The sequence below is a fragment of the Actinoplanes sp. NPDC051537 genome, from assembly GCF_055586105.1.
In genome coordinates, this window is sequence record NZ_JBVJIU010000023.1 from 55,812 (window position 1) to 68,327 (window position 12,516).

A 12,516-nucleotide genomic window follows, 5' to 3' on the forward strand; every position below is an offset into this window, starting at 1 on the left:
AACAGGGCCGCGCGCTCGGTGCGGTGGGACCGGCCTGGCTGAACCTTCGCCGTTTCGACGAGGCGTTGTGCGCCCACCGCACCGGATCCGAGCCGGCCGACCGGGCCGCCGACCACGACCTGTACGTCAGGCGCCGAGAAGGGCCTTGTGCAGCTGGGCGGGCGCCAGATCGCTGTGCGGGCGAGCCGCATGCCAGGCCGCCGCCGCGGCCGGATCGTGCGCGGTGCCGACGGTGGTGCCACGCTCGGCCAGGGCGGCCACCACCCCGTCGCGGACCGGAGTGTCGCCGACCAGGAGGCTGCCGGCCAGGACGGTCGGGCCGGGCGCGGACAGGGCACCGAGACTTCGTAGCAAGCAGGCGACGGCGTCGGTGACGATGCGCCCGGCCGTGGGGTCGCCGGATCGGGCGGAGGCGCAGACCAGGGGAGCCAGGTCGCCGATCGCCGCCAACGGCAGAGCCTGGGCCCACTGGACCAGCTGATCCGCGGTCTCGACGCCGACGTGTTCGGCGATCCGGTGAGCAAAGGGCAAGGACCAATCCCGGACAGCAGCGCGTACGGCTTGCAGGCCGATCCACCGCCCGCCGCCCTCGTCGCCGAGCAGCCAGCCGTGGCCGTCGACGGTTCGGGTTATCGCGTGGGCCCGGATCTCGGCGGCGATCGCGCCCGTGCCGGCGATGAGCACCACGCCGTCCGCCGCCGGTGTTCCCGCCGAGAACGCGGTGACGACGTCGCCGACGACGGTCATCGGGCAGGTCAGGCCGGCGTGGGCCCACATGGCGGCGAACGCGCCGACGATCGCCGGGTTCGACGCGACGCTGGTGCCGGAGATACCGAGGGTCGCGGCCATCACCGCCAACGGATCTCGTCCGGACAGGGCGGCCTCGATCGCGGCGCCGATCCCGGCTGCGGCCCGGGGGCCCTCGGCCACGGGATTGCCGGGACCACCACCCCCGCGTCCGAGGATCTCGCCGTCGGTGGTGGCGAGGACGGCACGCGAGGTCGTGCCGCCCGCATCGACCCCGATCACCAGCCCGTCTCCCATGGTCACGATCGAAACATAAAAACTTGTTATTGACTAGCTGCGCCATCGGTCGTAATTTTCATCGTCAGTTGCACCGGATGAAAACGTTGACCGCCGGACGGTCGTGCGAAAGGACAGCAGTGAGTCTCACGAGCAGTGGCTTCTTGGACGTGGTCCGGGTTCTGGTCGACCGCGTCGGCGAGGGCCAGGTGGAGCAGAAGCGCCGGGCCGTCGCCCTTCTCGCCGAGTCGGTCCGCAACGGCGGCGTGATCCAGGCCTTCGGCTGCGGCCACTCGGAGGCCGTGGCCATGGAGATCGCGGGCCGGGCCGGCGGGCTGGTCCCCACCAACCGCATCGCCCTGCGCGACGTCGTCCTCTACGGCGGGGACCCCCTCGACGTCCTCGCCGATCCCCTGGTCGAGCGCCGTACGGACATCGCGCACCGCCTCTACGACCTGGCCCCGATCAAACCCGACGACGTGTTCGTGATCGCCTCCAACTCCGGCATCAACGGCGCGGTCGTCGAGATGGCGTTGCTGGTCAAGGAGCGCGGCCACGGCCTGATCGCGATCACCTCGGCCGAGCACTCGGCCGGGGTCGCGTCCCGGCATCCCAGCGGCCGCAAGCTCGGCGAGATCGCCGACGTGGTCCTGGACAACGGCGCGCCGCACGGCGACGCGGCGCTGGCGCTGCCCGGGGGAGGGGCGGTCGGGGCGGTCAGCTCGATCACCGCCGCGCTGCTCGCGCAGCAGCTCGTCACCGACGTCGTCGCCGCGCTCGTCGAGGCGGGCGAGGAGCCCCCGCTCTACCGGTCGGACAACGTGGACGGCGGCAAGAACCACAACGCCGACCTCGAAGCCCGCTACGCCGGGCGGATCCGGCGGATCGCCTAAAAGGAAGCCCCCGCGCCGGGAAGGCCCCGGCGCGGTAAGGAAATCCCCTACTCCCTTGGGAGGATCATCCCCATGTTAATCGACAAACGTCGATTGGCGGGTCTCGCCGTGGCGGTGCTGGCCGCCTCCGGCGCGGTCGCCCTCACCTCCGGCACGTCGGCCGCGGCCGCCGACTGCGGCTACCTGTTCGACGACTTCCACTACAGCTCGTCGGCCGACTCCAACCTGACCGGGCACGGCTGGACGCCGCGCAGCTACCAGGGCGGGCCCGGCGTGGCCGGCGCGAACTGGTCGCCGAACAACATCTCGTTCCCGAGCTCGGGCGGCGACCAGGTGATGCAGCTGACTGCGTCGACGGACGGGACCGCGGCCGGGACCAAGCACGCCGAGCTCTACTCGACCCAGAAGAAGTTCCTGGACGGCACGTACGCCAGCCGGATCCGCTTCTCCGACACGCCGGCCGCCGGCAACGACGGCGACCACATCAACCAGACGTTCTTCACGATCAGCCCGCTGAACGGGGACCTCGACCCGACCTACTCGGAGCTGGACATCTCCGAGTACCTGCCGAACGGCGGCTGGGGCGAGACCGGGCCGATCAACTACCAGACGAGCTGGTACACGTACCAGAACGAGCCCTGGTACGCCGACAACGTGCACTCCGAGGAGCGGCAGAGCTACGACGGCTGGCACACGCTGGTCGCCCAGGTCGCGAACGGGCACATGATCTACTTCATCGACGGCGTCCAGGTCGGCGACCACTCCGGCAAGTTCTACCCGCGCCAGACGATGACCATCAACTGGAACCTGTGGTTCATCGACACGGCCACCCACAGCGGCGGCACGAGCACCTACAACGAGCAGGTCGACTGGCTGCTGTTCGCCAAGAACCAGGTGCTCTCCCCGGCCCAGATCGCGGCGCAGACCTCCGGTTACCGGACGGCCGGCACCGCGTACCTGGACAGCACGGCGTCGAGCGGCGGCTGCACCACCCCGACCACCCCGCCGACGTCGCCCACCACGACCCCGCCGACCACGCAGCCGACGACGCAGCCGACCACGCCGCCGGCCACCAACTGCTCGAACGCCCCCGAGTGGAACTTCAACTCGATCTACACCGGCGGCAACCTGGTGAAGCACGAGCGGAGCAAGTACGGCGACCCCAACGGCCCCGCCTCGGGTGACGGCAAGCACCTGTGGAAGGCCAAGTACTGGACGAAGGGCTCCGAGCCCGGCTGGACCGACCAGTGGCAGGACCTCGGCCGCTGCTGATCCCACGGTGAAGCGGGCCGGTCGCGCCCAGCGATCGGCCCGCCCCAACAAACGTCCAAGAAGAGAAGCTGTTGACGGAAAGCCACCGTCGGTCGTAATTTTCATCACTAACGAACGGCTATGAAAAGGATGACTACGGTGAGCGGTGAGAGCGGCGGCCTTCTCGGGCGACTGCGAAGCGAAGGCCCCCAGATGCCGGAGGCGCTGGCCCGGATCGCCGAGACCATCCTGGCCGATCCCGAGTCCTCGACCCACGCGAGCATCGTCGACCTGGCCGAGCGGTCGGGCACGAGCACGGCGACCGTGACCCGGTTCAGCCGCACGCTCGGCTTCAAGGGCTACGCCAACCTGCGTGTCGCGATCGCGACCGAGACCGGCCGGGCCGAGCAGGCGCGCTGGGAGACCGACATCAGCGGCGACATCGCCCCCGACGACCCGCTCGCCGACGTGCTCAACGTGGTCACCGCCGCCGACACCCGGGCGATCCAGGACACCGCCGCCGGCCTCGACGTCACCGCGGTCGAACGGGTCGCCCTCGCCATCGCCGAAGCCAAGCGGGTCGAGATCTTCGGCCTCGGCAGCAGCGGCACCGCCGCCCGGGAGATGGCGTTCCGGCTCGAGCGGATCCGGGTCCCGGTCTGGTACCGGGGCGACTCGCACACCGCGCTCACCAATGCCGCCCTCCACCTGCCCGGCGACGTGGCGATCGGCCTGTCGCACTCCGGGCGTACCCGCGAGGTGATCGAGACCCTGGCCGAGGCCGCCGACCACGGGGCGCTCACCGTCGCCGTCACCAGCCACGGCCGGTCCCCGCTCGCCGAGGTCGCCGACATCGTCTTCACCACCGTGGTGCAGGAGACCACGTTCCGGCTGGCCGCGCTCTCCGCCCTGCAATCCCAGCTGCTGGTGCTGGACATGATCTACGTCGCGGTGGCCCAGAGCACCTACGAGCGCACGGCCGACGCGCTCGAGCTGACGGTGCGGGCGGTGGAAGCTCACCGGCTGCCCGAGAAGATCCCGACCCGTAAGCGCGGGCGGGCGAAGTAACCGACTGAACAAGCAGAGCCGGGCGACGCGACAGGTCGGCCGGTCGATGAACCACGCCTGATTCGAGGAGCATAAATGCGGCATCACCGGTATATCGCGGCCGCCGCGGCGGCGAGCATCTTGTTACTGACCGCCTGCAGCAACGGGTCGGACAGCGGCGGCGACGGCGGCAACGCCTCCGGCACCGTCCCCACGACCCGGGGCGAAGGCAAGACCATCACCGTCTGGGTGATGGACGGCGACTACACCAACGACACCCTGACCGCCATCAACACCCAGTTCACCCAGGCCACGGGCGCGAAGGTCGACCTCCAGATCCAGCAGTGGGAGGGCATCACCACCAAGATCAGCACCGCCCTGTCCACCTCCGGCACGCCCGACATCCTCGACCTCGGCAACACGCAGGTGCCGGGCTACGCGGCGAACGGCGGGCTGCTCGACCTGACCAAGTACCGGAACGACCTGAAGCAGGGCCGCACCTGGCTCGCCGGCCTGGAGGAGCCGGCGACCGTCGACGGCGCGCTCTACGCGGCCGCGGGCTTCGCCGGCGCCCGGGCCGTCATCTACAACAAGAAGACCTGGGCCGCCGCCGGCATCACCGCGGCCCCGAAGACGTACGAGGAGCTGACCGCCGACCTCGACAAGCTCAAGGGCGCCAACGCGGCGGCCGACTTCTCGCCGTTCTACCTGCCCGGGCAGTACTGGTACGGCGGCATGCAGTTCATCTGGGACGCGGGCGGCGACATCGCCACCAGCGACGGCGGCGCGTGGAAGGGCGGCTTCTCCAGCGCCGCCGCGCAGAAGGGCCTCAACGACTTCAAGACCTTCCAGAACAAGTACTCGACGGCCGCCTCGCGCACCCTGGACACGATCCAGCCGGACCAGCAGCAGTTGTTCGCCGACGGCAAGACCGCCACGATCCTGGCCACCGGCGGCGCGATCGGCCTGATCCAGAAGGCCAACCCCAAGATCAAAACTGAGGACCTGGGTACGTTCCCGTTCCCCGGCGTCTCGGGCAAGGCGCAGCCGGTGATGCTCGGCGGCTCCGACTGGGGCATCGCCACCAAGAGCGACGACACCGACCTGGCGCTCCAGTGGGTCAAGATCGCCGCCGGGCCCGACGCCCAGGACAAGTGGGTCTTCGGCAAGGACGGCTGGATCCCGAACAGCACCGAGGGCATCAAGGCCGCCCAGGCTTCGCTCAGCGAGCAGCAGCAGGGCTTCTTCGCCGCCGCGCTGACGTCGAAGGCGACCCCGGCCGCCGCCCAGTGGTCGACGGTCGAGGGCGACAAGAGCATCAACCAGGTGTTCGCCGCGGTCGCCTCCGGATCCAAGACGCCCGAGGCCGCCGCCAAGGACTTCGACTCGCACCTCGAGTCCACGCTGGCCGGAGGCAAGTGAGGTGAGCACCGCCACCGCGTCCCGCGACGCGACCCGCCCTCCATCGACGTCGACGGTCGCCTCGCGGGCGCGGCGGCGGAACCTGACACCGCTGTGGTTGCTCAGCCCCGCCGGCCTGGTGCTCGCCGCGGTCACGCTGGCGCCGATCGGCTTTCTCGTCTTCACGTCCTTCACCAACTACAACCAGCGGACGCTGTTCACCGGCGCGTACCGCGGCGTCGGCTTCGACCAGTACGCCACGCTCCTCGGCGACAGCGCGTTCTGGATCTCGCTGGTGCGCACGGTGCTGTTCACCGCGGCCATGGTGGCCGGCAGCGTGCTGATCGGGATGGGGGTGTCGCATCTGCTCACCCGGCTCGGCCGGTTCTGGCGGTACGCGGTCACGCTCGTGCTGATCGTGTCCTGGGCGATGCCGAACGTGGCGTCGTCGCTGGTGTGGAACTGGCTGTTCCAGCCCGGCTACGGCGTCCTCAACTGGATGCTCGACCAGCTGCACGTGTTCGGCGACACGACCAACCTCAACTGGGCGCAGGACCCGGCCCTGGCGTACACCTCGATCTGGCTCTTGATCGTCTGGCAGGCGGTCCCGTTCATCGCCCTGACGCTCAACGCCGCCGAGACCCAGGTGCCGGCGGAATATCAGGAGTCGGCCCGGCTCGACGGCGCACGGGAGTTCGCCGTCTACCGCATGATCACCCTCCAGTTCCTGCGGCCGACGCTGCTGCTGGTCACGATCCTGTCGGTGATCTGGGACTACAACGTCTTCAACCAGATCTGGCTGATCTCCCGCGGCGGACCCGGCGACGCCACCTCCACGCTGGGCGTCTTCACCTACAAGACCGCGTTCGTCGGCTTCCGGATCGGGCAGGGGGCGGCGATCTCGGTGGTCACCACCCTGCTGCTGCTGGGCCTGACCGCGATGTACATCCGCAATCTGCTGCGCGCGGGGGAGGACCTGTGAACCGAGTTGCTGGGAGAGGGCGCAGTCGCCGGCTGGCCAACTCGATCGCCGCGCTCTTCTGCGTGGTGTGGCTGTTCCCGGTGTATTGGATGGTCAACACCGCGTTCAAGCCGCGTCCCGAGGTGATGACCCCGACCCCGCACTTCCTCCCCGAACACCCCACCTTCGACAATTTCGTACGCGCGGTGACGCAGGAGCAGTTCCTCGCCAACCTGCGCAACAGCGTCATCGTGGTCGCCGCGACCGTGGCGGCGTCGATCGTGCTCGGCATCTTCGCCGCCGCCGCGCTGTCCCGGTTCCGGTTCAGCGGCCGGCGGACGATCATGGTCGTCATCCTGGCGGTGCAGATGCTGCCGAGCACGGCGCTGCTGATCCCGATGTTCGCGATGTTCAACAGCGTGGACCTGCTGGGTACGTACGCCGCCCTGGTGCTGGCGTACGTGGCGACCGTGCTGCCGTTCTCGATCTGGGTGATGCGCGGCTTCTTCGTCGCCATCCCCAAGGAGGTCGAGGAGGCGGCCGCGATCGACGGGGCGGGCACCTGGCGCATCCTGTTCCACGTCCTGTTCCCGCTGGTCGCCCCCGGGGTGATCGCGACCAGCATCTTCGCCTTCATCGCGGCCTGGAACGACTACCTGTTCGCGTACACGTTCATGCAGGACGAGAGCCACTACACGCTGCCGGTGTGGCTCGCGTCCTTCTCCAACCCCCATACCGGCACGGACTTCGGTGGGCAGATGGCGGCGTCGGTCCTGTTCTCCGTGCCCGTCGTCGTGTTCTTCCTGTTCATTCAGCGCAATCTCGTCGCCGGCATGTCCGCCGGCGCGGTGAAGGGCTAGGTTCCGCCTTGTTGATTCCCCGCCCCCGCTCCTGGGTTCCCGGCCCGGGCGAGCTCGTGCTCGACCGGAGCACCACGCTGGCCGCCCCCGACGAGCTCGGCGGCGTGCTCGCGTGGCTGCAGCAGGCGCTACGTCCCGCGACCGGCCTGCCATTGCGCATCGATGAGAGGCCGACCATCTCGCTCGCGCTCGCCGGGGACCTCGCGCCCGAGGGCTTCCGGCTGCGGGTGACGCCGGACGGCGCCACGATCACCGGGGGAGCGGCGGCGGGGGTGTTCCACGGCGGCCAGGCTCTGCTCCAGCTGCTGCCGCCGGCGATCTACCGCCGCGCGCCGGTGGCCGGGCAACGGTGGGCGATCCCGGCGGCCGAGATCACCGATGCCCCGCGGTTCGGCTGGCGCGGCGTCATGCTCGACGTCGCCCGCCACTTCATGCCCAAGCACGACGTGCTGCGGTTCATCGACCTGATGGCCGTGCACCGGCTCAACATCCTGCACCTGCACCTGACCGACGACCAGGGCTGGCGGCTGGAGATCCGGCGATACCCGCGGCTGACCGAGATCGGGGCGTGGCGGCGGGAGAGCCAGGTCGGCGCCGCGCCCGATGCCGCCGGCGACGGCCGCCCGCACGGCGGCTACTACACCCAGGACGACGTACGCGAGATCGTCGCGTACGCCGCCGGGCGTTTCATCACGGTCGTTCCCGAGATCGAGTCGCCCGGCCACGTCCAGGCCGCCCTCGCCGCCTACCCCGAGCTCGGCGTGACCGGCCGCCCCCTGGAGGTCTTCACCCGCTGGGGAATCAACCCGAACGTGCTCAATGCCGAGGAGTCGACCGTCGACTTCTTCACCGGCGTGCTCGACGAGGTCATGGAGCTGTTCCCGTCCCGCTACATCGGCGTCGGCGGCGACGAGTGCCCCCGGGACCAGTGGCGCGCCGACCCGCGAACGCAGCGCCGCATGGCCGAGCTCGGGATCGACCGGGAGGAGGATCTGCAAGCCTGGTTCATCCGGCGCCTCGACGACCACCTCTCGGCCGCGGGCCGCCGGCTGTTCGGCTGGGACGAGATTCTCGAAGGGGACCTGGCGCCGGGCGCCACCATCGCCTCCTGGCGGGGGATGACCGGCGCGGTCGCCGCCGCACGCCGCGGATACGACGTCGTCGCCTGCCCGGATGACCGCGTCTACCTGGACTATCGCCAGTCCGACTCGCCGGACGAGCCCATCCCGGTCGCGATCCCGCTGAGCGTGCGGGACGTGTACGCCTTCGATCCGGTGCCGCCGCAGCTGACCGAGGCGGAGGCGCGCCACGTCCTCGGCGGTCAGGCGAACATCTGGACCGAGCACGCCGACTCGCCCCGTACCGTCGATTTCCTCGCGTTCCCCCGCCTGTGCGCGGCGGCCGAGGCGCTCTGGGGACCGGCCGGGCGCGACTTCGCCGACTTCGAGGAACGGCTGCGGACCCACCTGGCCCGGCTGGACGCGCTCGGCGTGGAATACCGGCACGCCGATGGGCCCCGCCCCTGGCAGCGTCGCCCGGGCGTGCCGGGCCGTCCGGACACTCCGGAACAGCGAGCCGAGCACATCGCCCGGCTGGTGGCCGGCATCAGCGGCTAGCCGCGCGGCTGAACCAGGCCGTTGTCGTACGCGTAGATGACGGCCTGGATGCGGTCCCGTGCCCCGATCTTGGCGAGGACCCGGCCGACGTGCTTCTTCACGGTCGACTCGGTGAGCGTGAAGCGTTCGGCGATCTCGGTGTTGGTGGCGCCCTGCCCGATCGCCTCGAGGACCTCCCGCTCCCGCTCGCTCAGCGTGGCGAGCAGCGGATCCTTCGTCACCAACGGGGCGGACTCCTGCACGTACGCGTCCATCAGCTTGCGGGTCAGGCTGGGCGCCACCACCGAGTCCCCGCTCGCGACCGCCCGGATGCCGGCGATCAGCTCCTCCGGGCGGGCGTCCTTCAGCAGGAAACCGCTCGCCCCGGCGCGCAACCCGGCATAGACGTACTCGTCCAGGTCGAAGGTGGTCAGGATCAGCACATGGGTACGCGACCCGGCCGCCGTGATCCGGCGGGTGGCCTCGATGCCGTCCATGCCGGGCATGCGCACGTCCATCAGCACCACGTCGGGCCGGGTCTGCTCGACCATCCGCACCGCCTCGGCGCCGGCCGACGCCTCGCCGACCACGCTCATCCCGGGCGTGCCGTCGAGCAGCATCCGGAAACCCATGCGCTGCAACGGCTGGTCGTCGGCGATCAGCACGGTGGTCACGACGGCTCCCGGAGGACGACGTCGACCAGCCAGCCGGTCTCGACCGGTCCCGCGGCCAGCACGCCCCCGTACATGGCGGCCCGTTCCCGCATGCCGACCAGTCCATGGTTCTCGGTCGCCGGCGCGCCACGGCCGTTGTCGCGTACGCGCACCCGTACCTCCCCTTCGGAGGCGGCGAGAGTGACCTCCGCCGCCGCGCCGCCACCCCCGTGTTTGAGGGTGTTGGTCAGCGCTTCCTGCACGATGCGATAGACCGCGAGCTGCACGCCCCGGCCGAGCATGTGCAGGTCACCCGAGGTGGAGTAGCTGACCGGCAGCCCCGCGGCCCGCACGCTCGGCAGCAGCCGGTCGAGATCGTCGATGCCGGGCTGCGGGCTCAGCTGCGGATCGGCGTCCTCGTCGCGCAGCACGCCCAGCACCCGGCGCAGGTCGGCGAGCGCCTGCCGGCCGGTCTCCCCGATCAGCCGGAGCGGCTCGGCCGTCTGCTCGTCGCGCGACCTCGCGAGCGCGGCGGCGCCGTCGGCGAGACCGACGATCACCGAGACGTGGTGGCCGACGAGGTCGTGCATCTCACGGGCGACCCGGGCCCGCTCGTCGGCGACGGCGAGCCGGCCGCGCTGGTCCCGCTCGACCTCGAGGCGGGCGGCGCGGTCCTCGAGAGCGGTGAGGTACGCCCGGCGGGTGCGCGCCACGAGACCGAACGCGACCGCCGCGGCCGTCGTGCCGAGCGCCAGGAACAGCGTGGTGGTGCGGTGCTCGGTCACCGGCTCGATCCAGTAGACCTCGGCCACCAGCAGCGCGAGGGCGATCCCGGTGGCCCAGGCCAGCGCCCGCCCCGTGGCGCGGGACGCCACCGAGAACAGCATCACGAGCAGGATCACGCCGGCCCCGACGTCGGCCTTGAGCAATCCCTCGATCAGGTCGGTGGCGGCGACGACCAGGAACGCCGCGAACGGCTGCCGCCGCCGCCAGTACAACGGCGGCAGCAGGAGCAGGGTCGCGATCGTCGCCGAGAGCGGTTTCTCGATCAGGTTCGGGATGCTGAAGAGCACGATCGGGACGGCGACCAGGGTGTCCAGCACCCACGGGCGGCGCCGGTCGAACGCGCCCACGCGCGCCCGCCGATCCACCAGCCATCCCTGCGTGGTCATCAGCCGATTCTGCCCTTCACGCGTCGCTCTTCTTGAGCCGGAACGCGGCCGCTCCCAAAATTATGACGACATATCCGGTGAAAACTGCGAGGCCGGCCCAGGGCGCCAGCGTGCCGTCCCCGTGGGTCAGCGCCATGACCGCACTGCCGGCGTTGCTGGGCAGGTAGGGGGTGATCGCCTCGGAGATCGCGTGCGGCAGCAGGCCGGCCAGGCCGGGCACGATCAGCAGCGCACCGGCCAGGATCGCGATGGCGCCGGCGCTGGACCGGACCAGCATGCCGAGCGCCACGCCCAGCACCGCGACCAGGCCGAGGTAAAGGCCGGCGCCGACCAGGGCCCGCAGCACGCCGTCATCGCCGAGGGAGAGCCCGCCGATTTTGTCGTTCAGCACCGTCGATCCCGCAAAAAACGCGACGAAAGCCCCGGCGGTCATCACGGCGAAGGCGGCCGCGCCGGCGACGAGGCTCTTCGACCACAGCACCGGCAGCCGCCGCGGCACGGCGGCGAACGTCGAGCGGATCATGCCGGTGGTGTACTCGCCCGCCCCCAGCAGCACGCCGAGGACGCCGACCGCGAGGGCCGCCAGGGTGCTGCCGGACAGCGCGAGGTCGATCGCGTCGAGGCTGTCGCCGGCGAACGAGGCCGAGGCGATCATGCCGAACGCGATCAGCAGGACGGCGGAGACCCCGGTCGTGATCCAGGTCGAGCGGAGCGAGGAGAACTTGGTCCATTCGGCGGCGACGACGCCGCCCGCGGTGATCTTCATCGGGCGGCCTCGTATTCGACGGCGTCGCGGGTCAGGTCCATGAACGCCTCTTCGAGCGAGGCGTTCTGCGGGGTGAGCTCGAACAGCGGGATCCCGCGGGTGGCCGCGGCCAGCCCGATCTCGCGGGCGGAGCGGCCGGTGACGAGCAGTTCCTCGGCGCCGGTCGAGGTGACCGTGACGCCCGCCCCGCCGATCAGCGTGCGGAGCGCGTCGGGGGCGGCGGTGACGACCCGGACGCCCTCCACGGTGACGAAGTCGGCCACGGTGGTGTCGGCGAGCAGCTTGCCCCGGCCGACGATGACCAGGTGATCGGCGACCAGCGAGACCTCGCTCATCAGGTGCGACGACAGCATCACGGTGCGGCCCTCGGCGGCCAGGCCGGCGAGCAGGTTGCGCACCCAGAGGACGCCTTCCGGGTCGAGGCCGTTGACCGGCTCGTCGAGCATCACCACGGCCGGGTCGCCGAGCAGCGCGGCGGCGATGCCGAGCCGCTGGCCCATGCCGAGGGAGAAGGCGCCGACCCGCTTGTGCGCGACCTTCTCGAGCCCGGCCAGGCCGAGCACCTCGTCGACGCGGGAGCGGGGGATGCCGTGCGTGCGGGCCATCGCGAGCAGGTGGCCGACCGCGCTGCGGCCGGGGTGCACGGCCTTGGCCTCGAGCAGGACGCCGATCTCGTGGAGCGGGGCCTTGCTGTCCTCGAACCGGGCGCCGTTGACCAGCACGTCGCCGGCGGTCGGCGCGTCGAGGCCGACGATCATCCGCATGGTGGTCGACTTGCCGGCGCCGTTGGGGCCGAGGAAGCCGGTGACCTGACCGGGCTTCGCGGTGAACGACAGGCGGTCGACGACCGTCTTCGCGCCGTACCGCTTGGTTACTTCGCGTACCTGAATCATG

At 70.8% G+C, this 12,516-nt stretch carries 12 protein-coding genes; 7 read left to right on the plus strand and 5 right to left on the minus strand.

The features are described 5' to 3' along the window. Positions 1 to 126: 126 nt before the first annotated feature. Positions 127 to 1,044, minus strand: coding sequence for an N-acetylglucosamine kinase (locus ACZ6TB_RS41465; protein WP_465565152.1), 918 nt, complete (start codon positions 1,042 to 1,044; stop codon positions 127 to 129). A gap of 119 nt (positions 1,045 to 1,163) precedes the next feature. On the opposite strand from ACZ6TB_RS41465, the gene ACZ6TB_RS41470 reads away from it, so the two are divergent. The 7 genes from ACZ6TB_RS41470 to ACZ6TB_RS41500 all read left to right on the plus strand — a co-directional run bounded on the left by ACZ6TB_RS41470 (position 1,164) and on the right by ACZ6TB_RS41500 (position 9,052). Then, positions 1,164 to 1,916 carry a sugar isomerase domain-containing protein gene (locus ACZ6TB_RS41470; protein WP_465564920.1) on the plus strand — a complete coding sequence of 251 codons (753 nt, stop codon included), beginning with the start codon at positions 1,164 to 1,166 and terminating at the stop codon, positions 1,914 to 1,916. Positions 1,917 to 1,988: 72 nt separating this feature from the next. Further along, positions 1,989 to 3,188, plus strand: coding sequence for a glycosyl hydrolase (locus ACZ6TB_RS41475; RefSeq protein ID WP_465564922.1), 1,200 nt, complete (start codon positions 1,989 to 1,991; stop codon positions 3,186 to 3,188). A gap of 129 nt (positions 3,189 to 3,317) precedes the next feature. Beyond that, positions 3,318 to 4,235, plus strand: coding sequence for a MurR/RpiR family transcriptional regulator (locus ACZ6TB_RS41480; RefSeq protein WP_465565155.1), 918 nt, complete (start codon positions 3,318 to 3,320; stop codon positions 4,233 to 4,235). Between the two features lie 75 nt (positions 4,236 to 4,310). Then, on the plus strand, positions 4,311 to 5,636 hold the full coding sequence (locus ACZ6TB_RS41485; protein ID WP_465564924.1) for an extracellular solute-binding protein: 1,326 nt from the start codon (positions 4,311 to 4,313) through the stop codon (positions 5,634 to 5,636). Position 5,637: 1 nt separating this feature from the next. Next, positions 5,638 to 6,597, plus strand: coding sequence for a carbohydrate ABC transporter permease (locus ACZ6TB_RS41490; protein WP_465564926.1), 960 nt, complete (start codon positions 5,638 to 5,640; stop codon positions 6,595 to 6,597). Further along, complete coding sequence (locus ACZ6TB_RS41495; protein ID WP_465564929.1) at positions 6,594 to 7,436, plus strand: carbohydrate ABC transporter permease; 843 nt, start codon at positions 6,594 to 6,596, stop codon at positions 7,434 to 7,436. The genes ACZ6TB_RS41490 and ACZ6TB_RS41495 overlap by 4 nt, the downstream gene beginning before the upstream one ends. Before the next feature lie 8 nt (positions 7,437 to 7,444). Continuing rightward, positions 7,445 to 9,052: a beta-N-acetylhexosaminidase gene (locus ACZ6TB_RS41500; protein WP_465564932.1), complete on the plus strand. Its 1,608-nt coding sequence runs from the start codon at positions 7,445 to 7,447 to the stop codon at positions 9,050 to 9,052. On the opposite strand, the gene ACZ6TB_RS41505 is transcribed toward ACZ6TB_RS41500, so the two are convergent. Genes ACZ6TB_RS41505 through ACZ6TB_RS41520 form a run of 4 tightly spaced genes read right to left on the minus strand, consistent with a single transcriptional unit; the run spans position 9,049 to position 12,515 of the window. Continuing rightward, positions 9,049 to 9,705, minus strand: a complete 657-nt coding sequence (locus tag ACZ6TB_RS41505; protein ID WP_465564934.1) for a response regulator — start codon at positions 9,703 to 9,705, stop codon at positions 9,049 to 9,051. The genes ACZ6TB_RS41500 and ACZ6TB_RS41505 overlap by 4 nt on opposite strands. Then, on the minus strand, positions 9,702 to 10,856 hold the full coding sequence (locus tag ACZ6TB_RS41510) for a sensor histidine kinase (protein WP_465564937.1): 1,155 nt from the start codon (positions 10,854 to 10,856) through the stop codon (positions 9,702 to 9,704). Before ACZ6TB_RS41510 ends, ACZ6TB_RS41505 begins: the two co-directional genes overlap by 4 nt. 16 nt (positions 10,857 to 10,872) lie before the next feature. Then, complete coding sequence (locus ACZ6TB_RS41515) at positions 10,873 to 11,622, minus strand: ABC transporter permease (protein ID WP_465564940.1); 750 nt, start codon at positions 11,620 to 11,622, stop codon at positions 10,873 to 10,875. After that, positions 11,619 to 12,515, minus strand: a complete 897-nt coding sequence (locus ACZ6TB_RS41520) for an ABC transporter ATP-binding protein (protein WP_465564942.1) — start codon at positions 12,513 to 12,515, stop codon at positions 11,619 to 11,621. The genes ACZ6TB_RS41515 and ACZ6TB_RS41520 overlap by 4 nt, the downstream gene beginning before the upstream one ends. Position 12,516 lies beyond the last annotated feature (1 nt).